Annotated in this window: 14 protein-coding genes and 1 pseudogene; all 15 read left to right on the forward strand. The window is 45.3% G+C overall.

The features are described 5' to 3' along the window. Nucleotides 1-12: 12 nt before the first annotated feature. On the forward strand, nt 13-639 hold the full coding sequence (locus B5G27_RS08465) for a DUF6560 family protein (RefSeq protein ID WP_242958273.1): 627 nt from the start codon (nt 13-15) through the stop codon (nt 637-639). A gap of 203 nt (nt 640-842) precedes the next feature. Further along, nucleotides 843-3305, forward strand: coding sequence for an RHS repeat domain-containing protein (locus B5G27_RS08470; protein ID WP_087178453.1), 2463 nt, complete (start codon nt 843-845; stop codon nt 3303-3305). Nucleotides 3306-3333: 28 nt separating this feature from the next. Beyond that, nucleotides 3334-3789: a hypothetical protein gene (locus tag B5G27_RS08475; RefSeq protein WP_143449664.1), complete on the forward strand. Its 456-nt coding sequence runs from the start codon at nt 3334-3336 to the stop codon at nt 3787-3789. A gap of 105 nt (nt 3790-3894) precedes the next feature. After that, complete coding sequence (locus tag B5G27_RS08480) at nt 3895-4278, forward strand: hypothetical protein (RefSeq protein ID WP_087178455.1); 384 nt, start codon at nt 3895-3897, stop codon at nt 4276-4278. 124 nt (nt 4279-4402) lie between these two features. Continuing rightward, nucleotides 4403-4735, forward strand: coding sequence for a transposase (locus tag B5G27_RS08485; RefSeq protein WP_087178456.1), 333 nt, complete (start codon nt 4403-4405; stop codon nt 4733-4735). Beyond that, a pseudogene (locus B5G27_RS16900) lies at nt 4732-5651 on the forward strand (IS3 family transposase). Before B5G27_RS08485 ends, B5G27_RS16900 begins: the two are co-directional and overlap by 4 nt. Nucleotides 5652-5920: 269 nt before the next feature. After that, nucleotides 5921-6793, forward strand: coding sequence for an RHS repeat-associated core domain-containing protein (locus tag B5G27_RS08495; protein WP_087178457.1), 873 nt, complete (start codon nt 5921-5923; stop codon nt 6791-6793). Between the two features lie 64 nt (nt 6794-6857). Then, nucleotides 6858-7313, forward strand: a complete 456-nt coding sequence (locus B5G27_RS08500; protein ID WP_087178458.1) for a hypothetical protein — start codon at nt 6858-6860, stop codon at nt 7311-7313. A 9-nt stretch (nt 7314-7322) separates the two neighbouring features. After that, nucleotides 7323-7850, forward strand: a complete 528-nt coding sequence (locus tag B5G27_RS08505) for a hypothetical protein (protein ID WP_087178459.1) — start codon at nt 7323-7325, stop codon at nt 7848-7850. 285 nt (nt 7851-8135) lie between these two features. Next, nucleotides 8136-8300: a hypothetical protein gene (locus B5G27_RS16015; RefSeq protein WP_162611222.1), complete on the forward strand. Its 165-nt coding sequence runs from the start codon at nt 8136-8138 to the stop codon at nt 8298-8300. Beyond that, on the forward strand, nt 8297-8971 hold the full coding sequence (locus B5G27_RS08510) for a hypothetical protein (protein WP_087178460.1): 675 nt from the start codon (nt 8297-8299) through the stop codon (nt 8969-8971). Before B5G27_RS16015 ends, B5G27_RS08510 begins: the two co-directional genes overlap by 4 nt. Before the next feature lie 84 nt (nt 8972-9055). After that, nucleotides 9056-9676, forward strand: coding sequence for a hypothetical protein (locus tag B5G27_RS08515; protein WP_087178461.1), 621 nt, complete (start codon nt 9056-9058; stop codon nt 9674-9676). A gap of 1 nt (nt 9677) precedes the next feature. Beyond that, nucleotides 9678-10691, forward strand: coding sequence for a DUF6560 family protein (locus tag B5G27_RS08520; RefSeq protein WP_087178462.1), 1014 nt, complete (start codon nt 9678-9680; stop codon nt 10689-10691). A 177-nt stretch (nt 10692-10868) separates the two neighbouring features. Then, the gene (locus B5G27_RS08525; RefSeq protein WP_087178463.1) at nt 10869-11228 is read left to right on the forward strand and encodes a hypothetical protein; all 360 of its coding nucleotides are present in this window, start codon (nt 10869-10871) and stop codon (nt 11226-11228) included. A 43-nt stretch (nt 11229-11271) separates the two neighbouring features. Further along, on the forward strand, nt 11272-14891 hold a 3620-nt coding region (locus tag B5G27_RS08530; protein ID WP_087178464.1), incomplete at its 3' end, for a DUF6531 domain-containing protein.

Below are 14891 nucleotides of genomic sequence, written 5' to 3' on the forward strand. Positions count from 1 at the left end.
GGCAAAGTCAGGATGAATGAATTGATACGTATGATTTTGGGCTTAGCGGTACAAGTGGGTCCGTATTTTGCTGTTTTTGCAGTTTTTGGATATATTGCGAGAGTCCGAGATAAAAAGGACAAAGAGAGGGAAGAGGAACAAAAAAAGGGAATTATAAATAGCCATTATGTTATAAAAACCGAGACAGTACTTGCAATTATATTTGTTGTAGGTACAATATTTTGTGTTTTTTGTCTGGTTATGGCAATTAAAATGCAAGAAGATGCATTTGTTGTGTGTGTGTTTGGATTCTTTTTTTTAGTAGGTGTAGTTGGGACAGTAAATATGATCATGTGGAAACTGGAAGTGAACGGAGATGAGATTACATGGCGGTCAACTTTTGGAAGAAAGAGAACTTTTAAATTTGAAGATATTACATATTGTGAAAGAAAAAAGAGTGCCATCCGTGTTTATATCAATGGGAAAAAGTTATTTACCATTGACAGCGGGATTGATGACAGTGAATTTATGGAAGACATAAAAAGACGAAAAATACCAGTAAAGTCACACTATGTGATTCAACTTAAAAAGAAAAGAATGAAAGAGCAGGAAATGAAAAAGAAACGAATAAAACAAATGAATCAAATGAAAAAGAAATAGAAGAAATGTAATAACGTATGAGTGGAGAAAATGTCTGTTTCTGATTTGTAAGAGTAAATTGAAGTGATATGAGCAGATATCGCAGACGGTGGGGAGAAGAAGATTGATAAGGTGACATTGACTATAAAAAATTTGCGGAGGTACAGGCGCTGGCTGCAAAAGTCATCGACGCCCTCGGAAACGAGACGGAATATAGCTACGATGTGTGCGACCGGCTGGTGGAGATCCGCCAGTACGGGGAAGAGGGGAGCCTGGAGAGCTTGAAAGCGGGAGCTCCTTGCACAGACGCGGCCGGGATCGACGAAGAGTGGATGGAAGCGGAGCGCCGCAGCGGAAGGAACCGGACCTGCCAGGTGACCCGGTACCTCCGGGACCTGAAAGGGCAGGTGACAGAGGTCATCGACGCCCTGGGGCAGAGGGAGCAGTATGCCTATGACGGGAAAGGACAGCTCCTGTCCAAGCTGGACAAGGAGGGCTTCCTGACAAAGTATGCCTACACAAAGCAGGGGGACCTGTCCCGGATCCAGTACGCGGACGGGCGGGAAGTGAAGCTGTCCTACAACCCGCTGCGCCAGCTGATCCTTGTGCAGGACTGGCTGGGAGAGACGAAGATCACGCCGGACGCCCTGGGGCGGGCGACAGCCGTACAGTACCCGGACGGCAGGGAAGTATCCTATACCTATGGAAAGAGCGGGGAGCGGACAGGCATCACCTACCCGGACGGAAGGACCGTATCCTACGGATACGATGAACAGGCAAGGCTTTCTGAGATGAAGGAAGGGGACCGGGTCATCACCTACGGTTATGATGCCTTTGGAAGGCTGGCGCAGAAGAAGCTCCCCAACGGGACAGAGAGCGCGTATACCTATGACAGCAAAGGCCAGCTGACGGAGCTGGTGCACAGGGACAGGGAAGGTGTTTCAGACCGGTATACGTATCTGTATGACCTGACAGGGAACAAGACCGGGATCACGAAGGAGAGAAGAGGTCTGGAGTCGGAGAGCGGAGCCTATGCATACGGATATGACGCCCTGGGACGGCTTTCCCAGATCCAAAAAGACGGGAAACTCCAGACCCGGTATGGGTATGACGCTTTCGGGAACCGAGTCCTGAAAGAGGACCGTGCAGGGCGGACAACTTACCGCCACAATGCCCTGAACCAGCTGATCACAGAACTCCGGGAAGAGGGAAGCGCAGAGATGGCTATCCGAAAGGCATATCAGTATGACAAGCGTGGAAACCTGACCCGCATCACGGAGAACGGGCAGATGGCACAGCAGTATGTGTACGGGGCGCTGAACCGGCTGGAGGAAGCCGTGAACGGAGCTGGGAAGGCAGCGAAGTACCAGTACAACGGACTGGGGCACCGGGTAGGGAAGGCAGAAGGAAGGCTGCCGGCAGACCAGACCGGGAAGCTGGATCCGCAGAGCCGGATCGACCGGGAGATCGGGAACCTGACCCAGATCCATTACACCATCGATCTGACAAGGGAGTACCACAACCTGCTGGAGAAAACTGAAGGAGAGAAAAGGCAGACGTACTTTTGGGATGGGAACGTGGCATCCTACGAAGAGAATGGAAGACAGAGCTATTACCTGCAGGATGAGCTGGGAAGCCCATTGAGGATTGCAGACGAGAGTGGGACGATACGGGAATCCTATGGATACGGGGTATTTGGTGAAGACCTGTATGGGAACCAGGGGGAGATGCAGCCGTTTGGGTATACGGGGTATCAGAGAGATAAGGTGGCTGGGACTTACTATGCTCAGGCGAGGGAGTATCATCCAGGATTAGCCAGATTTGTAGAGCGAGATATAGTGAAAGGATTTACAGAATATCCGTTTTCTTTGAATAATTACAGCTATTGCTACAATTCTCCTTTGATTTTAGTTGATAATAATGGTTTATTTGCACATTTGGTTGTTGGAGCAATAGTTGGAGCAATTGGTGGAGGAGTTACACAATTAGTATCAGATGTTTTTTCAGGGAAAACATCCTCGTTTAGTACATATATTGGAGCAATTACTGGCGGAGCAGCGGGAGGAGCAGTTTTAGCAGGGACAGGAAATATCGCTTTAGCAGGCGCTGTAGAAGGTGGTGTCACTGGAAGTGTAACGACTTTAGGAAATGGGATTGAAGATATAATGAATGGTAAAAGAGAATTATCATTAAATACAGCGAAAAATATTTTAGGAGAAACTTTTGTATCGGGTGCAGCTGATGCGGCACTTGGTACACTTGTTGGTAAATATTTTAGCAAATTCTCTAAATTTGTAGATAATCCTATAAAATCTCTGAAAAGTGAAACCGTCGATAAGGTTGTGGATTCAACGATAGGAGCTATCAAAAATAAAGTATATAAGGCATTACATCTGACAGGAAGAAACAGTTGGCAAAGTCTGACCAGGCAAGTATATACAAAGTTGAAAAATGGAACATGGACAATAAAGAGTCTAAGTCTTAAAACATGGGGGAAGATGATAGGGTTTGAGACTATTGATTCAGCGGCAAAGGAATCTATAAGAAAAGTAAAGGAAATATTAAAAAATTCAGTAGATGTAATAGACCCTGAAGAATTAACTGAAGATGTACTTAATACATTAAGCTGCTGGAGTAAGAATTTGTCATTTGAAACTATTAGTGAAATGACAGCATGTCCAGAGTAATTGATCGTAAAATTTAAAAGAGGATTTAATGATGAGCTATTTAATAATTAGGACAGTGGGATTTATATTGCTGACGGTTATAGTCACCTTTATGTGGATTGGGCATAAGAAAAAACACACATTATTTATAAAGGTAATACCGACATCAGAAAACCAGAAGAAAAGATATAAAAAATGGGAAAAGAGACTGGATGTGATGAGTTTTATAGGGGTTCTCATTTGTTGGGGAGTGTTGGCTATTCCTTGCTTTCTTGATTTGCCATACCTCGTGAAAGGAGACTTAAGAGAAGTTTCGGGACTTGTCATATCAGGAGCCATGGCAGGAGAAAAGAAGGATAGTTTAAGAAGCATATACGTGCAGGATGACAGCTCAAAAGAAAAAGTTTATCTTAAAGTTTATGATAAAGGGGTAGATTTGGGAGAACAAATCAAAGTAAGATATCTTCCAAACACAAAGGTTGGTTATATTATTGAAAGAGAATAATGAGAGAAGCATATTAAATCTAACAAGTATTTTATATGGATTATTTTGGAAGTGACATTTCAAAAAATAGCTGTAAATAAAACTTTGTATTAGGAGAAAATAGAGATGTTTAATTTTAGAAGAAAAAAGAAACAAAATTTAATAATCCGTATTACGGATGTAATAGAAATTATTCGTAGTGATTATGAAAACGGGCTGGCATTTTGTTTGATTGATTTTCAGTATCATAATGAAGTGCATTGTATGGGATCTTGTGTGTATCCTCAAAATGCAGAGGAGAGAAAAGAAAATATTCGCTTTGTTTTTGACAGTGAAATGTTTGAAACAGTAGAAGAATTAATTAAAACTGTGCGAATTGAGGAGTTGCCTCTTTCTGACTTGCAAGAACCGATTGAAGTCATAAGAGCTGGAATTATAAATGGAGAGGCACTGTTGAAAAGTCCGTGGGGAGAAACCAGACTGGCTGCTTATGCGCTCAACGAGCGATAAAATGGAATATTGAAAAGTGATTATTATGAAGAGAATAACAATCCTCTGGTGTGGTATAAAAAAAGTTGACAGCTTATTCTCAAGGATTTCATAATAAAACCAAGAGAATAAGGAGGCATTCAAAGTGGCACGTAAATATGACCATGAATACAAAGTACAGGCAGTAAAACTTGCCAAGGAAATCGGCGGCGCTAAGGCTGCTAAAGAATTAGGAATCCCAGAAGGAACCATCCATACCTGGCTGAAAGCTGTTAGAGCCGGTAAGCTGGATATCGGAGAAGGCTCCCATACTCCCACCAGCGCAATGAGCCTGGCAGAAGAAATTACCATGCTGCGCAAACGGGTAAAGGAACAGGATAAGGAAATCCGTCGCCTGAAGGAAGAAAACGAATTCCTGGAGGAAGCCAGTGCTTTTTTCGCCGCCAGCCGTCGGAAGTCGGCAAAAACCAGAGAATGATCTTTCTGGCCCTGAAGACAGAAGACGGCAGGATTACCGGGAAAATCTCGTTTTACTGCAGAATGCTTGGGGTCAGCCGCCAAGGCTTCTATAAATATCTCGCAAATAAAGACCGTCCCTGGAAGTACCAGGATTTGGCAGATGCCATGAAAGAAATCGTCAGTGAAGATGAATGTAACGATACTTATGGTCGAATCCGGATGTACCAGGCATTGTTGCTGAAACAGCCGGAAGGAGTGCATATTCCCAGTGAGAGAACCGTATACCGAGTTATGGATCAGATTGGCCTTAGCCATCGACCTAAGAGAAAACCCAACGGGATCACAAAGGCTGATCGTGAAGCCATGAAATCGGATGATCTGCTAAAACGGGATTTCCGTTCTGATACCCCATTAGAAAAATGTATTACGGATATCACGGAGATTCCGGCATCCAATGGGAAACTGTATGTAAACTGTATGTATCTGCGATTTTTGACTGCTTTGATCTTAGTGTCCTCGGTCTGGCAATGGAAACAAATATGAAAGCCGATCTATGTATCCATACATTGGAAAACGCCCTGACTGCCTATCCTGCGTTGGAAGGCGCTGTCATCCACAGTGACCGCGGGACACAGTATACCAGCGAGTCCTACCGTCAGACCATCCGGGAGCATCATATCCATCAAAGCATGAACAGTGCCGGAGGGCGCTGCCATGATAATGCACGCTGCGAGAGCATGTGGGCCAGAATGAAGACGGAGCTTCTTTATGACCGTTATGACACAAAGCAGATGGAAGTAGAAGAACTAAAGGTACTTATCTGGAGATACTTCCTCAGCTACTGGAACAACCGGAGGATCTGCTCTGCCAATGGCGGCCTTCCTCCCATGGTAAAACGCAGGCAGTACTATGAGGCTTTGGAGGTGGCTGCATAGTCAGTGATATCCTTGAGAAAAATGTGTCAACTAATCTTGACAATATCACTCTGTATTAAACGGGGGACTATATAAATTCCTGTAAAAATATTGGCTTTTATATGGAGTGGTAAAGAGTCCGTGCAACACAATGAATCATGATGAAAAGGCGCTAGGGAAGTCATCTCAAAGCTGTGAGCGGGACGGAGGTTGGGAACCGGAATCGGCGCCTCTATACCATTGACCTGATGAGGAGAATAACATAACCTGCCGGTAAAAGAAGAGGGGAGATGCAGCCGTTTGGGTATACGGGGTATCAGAGAGATAATATAGCAGGAAGCTATTATGCTCAGGCGAAGGAGTATCAGGCGGATGCGGGGAGATTTGTGGGGATAGATCGGATTGTAGGAGTTTACAGCAATCCGGAATGCTTTAATGGTTATATATATTGTATAAATATGCCAATGATAAAGACAGACAAAACAGGTTTTTGGTTTGGAATTGACGATGCAATTGCGGCGGGTGTTGGTGCGATTGCAGGTGTTGTTTCTCAAGTGGCTTCTGATGTCGTAACAAGTATTGTAACTCAGGAAATCCATATTTCTTCTTGGCAGGATTATGTTGGCTCTGCAGTGGGTGGAGCTGCGGGTGGAGTTACTACATTATATGCGGGTCCAGTAGTGGGAGCAGCGGTGTCGGGAGGAACCACTACATTGGTAAGCGAGGGGATAAAAGCTGTGACAGAGCCGGATTACGACAAAAGTATTCAATCAGTTTTAGTTGAAGCAGGTCAAGATGCATTATTAAATGGAGCTTTTGGATTTGTATTTAATGGTTTAAAAATAAAAGGAAATATTAATACGGATCCGTTGGCAAAAATAGGAAATTCTTATAAATATAATTATAAGAACCTGCTTGAAAATCCAAGAATACAAAGGTTGCTAAATTCTAATAGAAAATATTATATTAATAAAGGCTTAAAAGAACTTATGAAAGCGAAAAAAATATATATCCAAGATGTATTGGAATTATCAGAGGAAGCTTTTAAGGGTGCTGTGAGACCAATTGAAATTTTAAAATCTATTTGTCCGAACATTCCGGATTTTATAGAGGAATTTATTCAAGATAAAGATGTTTGGTTAGAGGTGTCTTGCGATAATTAAAAATGCATATACAAAAATAAAATAATTGAGATCTGCGCACAGTGCAGCGATTGGAGAAAAGAACATGGATACATATACTTTAGTAACACGCTATGGGTTGTTTTTCATTATCGAAGTTTTTGCTATTTGGTTTGTAGTAAAAGTTTTTAAAAGAAAAAAATTAATAGAATTAGACACAATCAAGAAAAGCAAAGAAAAATGGATAAATATTTTATTAAAAATTGTTATTGGAGCATGGTTGATTATTATCAATATAGGCTCTATATATCCAGCACTTTTAGATATACCGTATGTAATCAATAAAGATTATAAATTTATAAAGGGTTTTGCGGCAAGCAGTGATACCGGAAAAACGGATGTAAATTGGCATATGCGCTCATTTTGGGTCAAAAGCGGATCAAAAAAGGTATATGTTGAAGCAAGAACAAGTTATGTACATGTTGGAGATTATATAGAAGTGCTTTATCTGCCGAATTCTCATTTGGGAACCGTAATCAGGAGAACAGAAAGTGAGGAGTAGTAAAACAGCATGGATAAATGGATTCAAGTGATAATCTTACTGGCAGGAATATTTTTTATCAAAGCGTTATTGCCGGACATAAGTAAACAGGAGGATATTTGTACCAATAGTGAGAGGAGTTATATTGTGGATTTCCCTGCTGCATTTGGACAGTTGTGCTTGATGATCACAGGGGGGGGAGGGATAGCCTTTTGCATTTTTGCATTTCTATATGATAGAAAATTAGGTGAAGTGTCCCAGGGGCATTTGGTATTTTCCGCCATTTTTGCTCTTATTGGTATGGTTGGTATATTTGTAAAATCAAGATGGAGAGTTGTGGTACAGGGAGAACAAATCTGTTTTTATAATATTCTTAAACCAAGGATTAAAATTAGGATAAAAGAAATTGAGAAGGTTCAAATTGGGAGAAAGGATGAGTTACGGATTTATTTTTCGGGGAAAAAGATAAAGACAATTGATAGACTGACAAATAATTATGAGAACTTTCTGGTTACATTGCTGGAGAATAATGTGGAGATATATAGGTTAGAAGAATAAAAGAACATACAGGATTAAATTGAGGAATAGAGCACTTGTTAATATATCGGACAGTGTTAACTACTAAGGGGGAATAGGTGGGGCTAGGAGGATATCGAAGGCAAAGTTATTAAAACGGAATGATGCATTAGGAAGGGCGTATAAAACACAAAATATTTTAAATAAAGTAAGCAAAGGTTCATTAATTCTAAATGGGGGAGTAAGTTTTATTACTGAATATAACAGAGATTCCAGCTTATCTGTTAAAGAAAAATAGTTAATTCATCAGTGGAGGCAGCATGGTCAATGGGATCAGCAGTTGCAATAGGGTCAGCAATAGGTAGTGTTATACCAGGTGCCGGGACTGCAGCAGGAGCAGTGGCAGGTTTTGTTGTTGGTATGGCTGCGGCTGTCTTAGCGGATGGAATAGTTAAAACAAAATGTATTTGGATAAAGGAGATTATACCATGATATTAACCAATCTTGATTTGTGTGTGCTTGCGCTGGAGAGTACACACAATATAAAAGAAATGAAAGATATATTGCCATACGGATTACAGAATAAATTTAAATGGAAAAATGGGATACAGATCAGAAATGCGGTTAAAAGAGTGCATAAAATTTTAGATGAATCAGGTGTACTGAAAGATTACAAGTTTCATGATACTATGTCAATAATTTTTCAACCGAAAAAAGTTTATGCATTTTTCCAGAAAAATAATATTGTGATTCAGATATATATTTCAGAGTTAGGGAAAGTAAGATTCAACAAAGTGGGGCATGAAACATATGAAATAGCAGAAATTGAGAATGAAGAAATGGTGTTAAAACAATATACAAAAGTTAATTTTATGGATTTTTATACTAATATTTTATATAGTGAAAATTTGACCAAATTTGAAAAAATACAAAAGAATTTTTTAAGAGGACATCTTAATGATGCGAATTTGGAAAATATATGCGCGATATGTGATGAATTAGAAAATCCAGAGTATATGCTAGTAATTAGTTCATACGAAAAGGGGGAGAGAAAGGTAGAATTTATTGTATGGAATATTAGTGGAGATGAAATCCGTTTTTGCTGTACAGAGAATAAAAAATCCAATAGCCAGGTGAAATTGGGGATAATAAAGAAAAATTAAATTTTTAATGCCAGAACAGGGACCTCAGGGCCGGAAATTCAAAAAATATTTGGATTTAACAGGGGATAAAAAGGATCATAATTTATGAAAGAAAATGTAAAGGATTTTTTGTATTATGGAATAACGCAGGAGATTCCTAAAAAGCAGATTATCGATATGGATATTCTGAGTATCATGCTATTGGCAGTGGGCTGTGTCATAGAGAGTCACTTTTTGATAATTAACATAGTGATGTTAACAGTGACTGCGTGTAATATTATTCTGACGTTTAACAGGACAACTGTAAAAGGAGAAAAAATTTTTTGGATATACGGCATCTGGAGTATTTTTCTGAGTATATTTTTTGCTATGCTGGGAACTAAAATAGCATTTTCTGTGTTGGAGCAAGAGCACTATGAAAAATTTGCTATATGTATTGTTTTGTCCTATCTGCTTATTGCGGTATTGTATGTCGGAATTATTATTTATTTAATCAAAAGGAACTCGTATCAGAAATTGAAAAAGACAAATTCACGATTAGTATTTCTTTATTTGGGAGCAGCGGGTATTTTATTGGCTAAAATAATGTTTTCAGGGATGAATTACAAAAATATTTTGCAAATGGCAAGCATCGTGTGTTATTTATTGTCAATGCTCGCAATGCTGGGGGGCTTTAATTTAATAAAATTCTTTGGAATAAAATACGGGTTCCACAGGAGAAAATGAAATGAATGCAGAAGTGCTTATATCAGCGGCGGTTATACTTATAACTATAATAATAGCCACATATGTAATGAACAGATACCGGGCAGACCGGGGAAAAAGAAAAGCGGGGAAAAAGAGCACCGGGCAAGAGAAAAAGTATATGATTAAAGCTCCGGATATCCTGAAAGCCGGGCTGCCCTGCGGCTGCTTTGCAGGATTGACAAATATTATTTTTATTTTAAGTCAGGTATATGATTGGAAATACGTTGGTCAAATAGATGAAATTATATTTTTTATGATCTGTTTTTCTACATTTACGGGTTTTATGTTATTGGGGATAATCCTTGCATGTTATGGATACATATGGAAAATCGAGTTTGACGAATCGGGGATCATTTACCGGTCCGCATTAGGCGTTACAAAAAGATTCCGGCTGGAGGACATTACCCGGTATACAGAGAAAAGGCGTCGGAAGTATAAATTTTATCAGGGAGATAAGAGGCTGTTTCAGTATGAAACAGATGCTATGGGAGATGTATATGAATTACCCATTCTTTTGAAGAGACTGGGTATAACCGGCGAAGAACTGATACCTTCTGACAGGGACCACTGTATTGTAGAGCCAATGGCCGTTCAAAAAGCGCTTCCGATTTTGGGGGCTATCGGTTATGGAGTTTTTCTAATAATCCTGATTGTTTCAGGGGACGGGAAGCTCTGGATGTACCTGCTGCTGGGCGGGGTATTTCTGTCCACTATATATTATACAGGAAGTTATCTGTGCGATAAGACAGAAGTAAAGGATAAGATTTACAGAAAAGAATTTCTGAAAAAGACGAGGAGCGTGGAGTTTTCCCAGATTACGGATGTGAAGGAATATAAAAGTAAAGCTGACAAAGAATATCTGATTATAAATATAAAAGACGGCAAGCCAATAAAAATCCGAAAACATAATGAAAATATAAACATTCTGATGGACAGGCTGAATGATGAGAGAAAGCATTTCGCCAGTTATGGAAAGAAAAAAACTCATTTGTAACAAGTCTTCCAACAGAGGCGAAAAGGATGGTTTACAACAAGGAAACTGGAGGCTCTGATCCAAAGGCAGCTGCCGCTAAGCGGTTTTGCTCAGAGTGCGAATATTTCCTGGAAAATACCAGATTTATCTGGAGAGCCGGTAATTCAAAAAAAGATTTATGTGAGGAGAATTATGGAAATGGAAGAAGTACAACGGGAAAAAAGAAAAAGAAATCTGATTCTGGCAGCTGCAGCATTTTTCTCAGGTGCATTATGTTATGGGGGCATAGGAGCTGTAACAGCTGACAAGGCACGGATCATAGAGATAGACAATCAATTTTTGTATATTTTATTTGCTGCGGTGCTGGGGGGATATATTATCTTTTCCCTGATGTGCGGGATCCTTGTAACGGCAGGGTGGCTGCCAGGAAGGACACTGCGCCAAAAAGTATTTTTTGCTGTTTTATGGATCATCCCGGTTTATTCAGTGTTATTAGCATTGTTTTACAGCATCCCATATATTATCTGTCAGATTGTCTGGCTAAAGAAAAAGCAATAAACAGAAGTACATACATTGAGATAAAAAAGAGAGGGAAAAAGTAATGAACCGAGTATTCCAGACCTCAGAGATCGAGACCATGTGCCAGGATTTAAAGACCATCCTGGAACAGTGCAAAGAGCACGTCTCCGCCATGAAAAGCTGCGCGGACAAGGTGGAGAGCGCCCTGAACAGCGTGCCCCGGGACGTACAGTACGGGGATGCCTTCACCGCGCTGTACAGCCTGCGGCAGTCCCTGAAGACCGACCGGATGGACGAGGCCCTCCAGAAGCTGGAGGAGTGCCGGGCGCGGGCCTGCGAGCTGATCCCCGCGGTGGATGAGGAATACGCAGCCCAGACCCGGGAGCTGACCAGCACCACCGCCCAGATCACAGGGCTCCTGGAAGGGATCCGGGACTTCCTGGCGGGGACGCCGCTGACCACGGATTACGCCGCGTTCCAGAGCGCCCTGGGGGAAGTGCGGGCAAAATGGGAGAAGGTGACAGAGGACGCCCAGGCCGCGGTGGAAAAGCTGCTGGCCAGCGTAAAAGGGGCGGAGACCGTCTGCCAGGTGTTCTCCAAAGACCCGGTGAACTTAAGCACCGGGAACTTCATCTACGACCGGACAGACCTGGAGGTCCCGGGGCGGGAGCCCTTTGGGTTCCGGCGGTTTTACAACGCCATCAACGGCCGGAAGGGGGCCATGGGGAAGGACTGGAACCACAACTATGAAGTGTGCGTGAGGCTGGACGGCGGGGAGGCCGTGCTGCTTAAAGAGGACGGGAAAGAGGAGCGGTTCTTCCAAAAGGATGGGAAGTACCTGCCCCTGTTCGCCAGCGAGGGGACATTTACGGAGACCGGGGACGGGTACGGGTACCTGACCAGGGGGCAGAGACAGTACCGATTTGACCGGGACGGCCGGTGCCTGGAGATCCGGGAGCTGTCCGGGAGCCGGATCCGCTTCGACTATGAAGAAGGGGAAGGGGGCCGCTTAAAGCGGGTGGAAAAGGACACCGGGGAATGGTTCGCCTTTGCCTGCCATGAGGACGGGCTTCTGGCATCTGTGGAGGACCACACGGGCCGCCGGGTGTCCTACACCTACCGGGACGGGCTTTTGCGGGAGGCGCGGCTGCCGGACGGCGGCGTCTTCCGATATTGCTATACACCGGGCGGGAAGCTGGAGAGTGTGGAGAACCCGCTGGGGACCGTGACCGTGGAGAACCGGTTCGACGAAGAGGGGCGGACCCTTCAGCAGGAGTTCCCGGACGGCACCCGGATGACCTATGCCTATGATGACAGGAAAAAAAGCGTGGAGCTGACGGAGCGCAACGGAAGCAAAGTGACCTACCTCCACGACGACAGGTACCGGGATGTCAAACATATCTACAGCAACGGGGAGGAGCGGTTCGCCTACAACCAGAACAACCAGAGGACGCTGTACGTGGACCGCCTGGGGAACCGGACCCAGTACGCCTACGACCCGGCAGGGAACCTGACCCGGGTCATCGACGCCCTGGGGAACCGGACAGAGATCCGGTACGGGGAGAAGAACCGCCCTGCAGAGGTGCGGGTCAATGGGAAGGAAAAGCTGAAAGGGACGTACGACGGGGAGGGGCGGCTCCTGTCCATGAAGGACGCCCTGGGAAACCAGACGGAGATCACCTATAACAGCGCCGGCTGGCCGGAGCGGATCGTGCAGCCGGACGGGAGCGAAGTGGGCCTGGCCTATGACAGCCGGGGGAACATTACCGGGCTCAGGGACGCGTCCGGGAGCCTGACCCGGTATACATACGATTCCCTGAACCGGGTGACAGAAAGCGTGGACGGGAACGGGAACCGGACCCGGTACGCCTATGACGTCATGGGGAATGTGACAGAGATCGAGAACGCAGAGGGAAACCGCCGGTATTACGAGTACAACTTAAGCGGAAAGGTGACGAAGGTCACGGATTTCGACGGGCACAGCATCCGGAGGGAATACAATGCCCTGAACCGCCCCGGCAGGGTGACGGACAAAGAGGGAAGAGAGACCCTTCTGACCTATGACAGCATGTGGAACCTGGCCCGGGTGACCACGCCGGACGGGGCCAGGACCACCTATATCTACAATGAGCACAACCTGCTGACCCGGATCAAAGACGCGGACGGGGGCGTGGTGCGGTACACTTACGACGCCAACGGCAACCGCACCGGGGAAGAAGATGAGAACGGGGCAAAGACCACGTTTACTTATGATGCCCTGGGACGGGTGACAGAAGTGAAGGGAGAGGAAGGACTCCGCTATACCTATGCCTATGACGGAGAAGGGAACCTGATACAGGCAGAGGACGCCCTTGGGAACGTGGTTCAGATGGAGTACGACGGGAACGGGAACCTGACCCGGGAGACCGGGCCCCTGGGGGAGAGCCGGAGCTATACCTACACGCCCCTGGGAGAGGTGGAGAGCGTGACGGATGAGGCGGGAAGGACTACCCGGTACGTCTATCTGCCGGGCGGGCAGTTAAAGGAGATCCGCCACCCCGACGGGACAGGGGAATCCTTCACCTATGACGGGAATGGGAACCTGGAGAGCCACACCCTTCCCACCGGGTTCGTGCTTTCCTACACTTATGACTGCATGGACCGGATCACGGAGATCAGAGGGAGCGGCGGGGAGAGCAAGAGGTACACTTACGACGCCCTTGGGAACGTGACGTCCATGATAGACGGATTGGGGAATACGACCCGGTATGAGTATTCCCTTTCCGGGCAGCTCACAAAAGTCATCGACGCCCTCGGAAACGAGACGGAGTATAGCTACGATGTGTGCGACCGGCTGGTGGAGATCCGCCAGTACGGGGAAGAGGGGAGCCTGGAGAGCTTGAAAGCGGGAGCTCCTTGCACAGACGCGGCCGGGATCGACGAAGAGTGGATGGAAGCGGAGCGCCGCAGCGGAAGGAACCGGACCTGCCAGGTGACCCGGTACCTCCGGGACCTGAAAGGGCAGGTGACGGAGGTCATCGACGCCCTGGGACAGAGAGAGCAGTATGCCTATGACAGAAAGGGACAGCTCCTGTCCAAGCTTGATAAGGAGGGCTTCCTGACAAAGTATGCCTACACAAAGCAGGGGGACCTGTCCCGGATCCAGTACGCGGACGGGCGGGAAGTGAAGCTGTCCTACAACCCGCTGCGCCAGCTGATCCTTGTGCAGGACTGGCTGGGAGAGACGAAGATCACGCCGGACGCCCTGGGGCGGGCGACAGCCGTACAGTACCCGGACGGCAGGGAAGTATCCTATACCTATGGAAAGAGCGGGGAGCGGACAGGCATCACCTACCCGGATGGAAGGACCGTATCCTACGGATACGATGAACAGGTAAGGCTTTCTGAGATGAGGGAAGGGGACCGGGTCATCACCTACACTTATGACGCCTTTGGAAGGCTGGCGGAGAAGAAGTTCCCCAACGGGACAGAGAGCGCTTATACCTATGACAGCAAAGGCCAGCTGACGGAGCTGGTGCACAGGGACAGGGAAGGTGTTTCAGACCGGTATACGTATCTGTATGACCTGACAGGGAATAAGACCGGGATCACGAAGGAGAGAAGAGGACTGGAGGCAGAGAGCGGAGCCTATGCATACGGATATGACGCTTTGGGACGGCTTTCCCAGATCCAAAAAGACGGGAAACTCCAGACCCGGTATGG

Source organism: Lachnoclostridium sp. An76, assembly GCF_002161355.1.
In the GTDB taxonomy this organism is placed as follows: domain Bacteria; phylum Bacillota; class Clostridia; order Lachnospirales; family Lachnospiraceae; genus Mediterraneibacter; species Mediterraneibacter caccavium.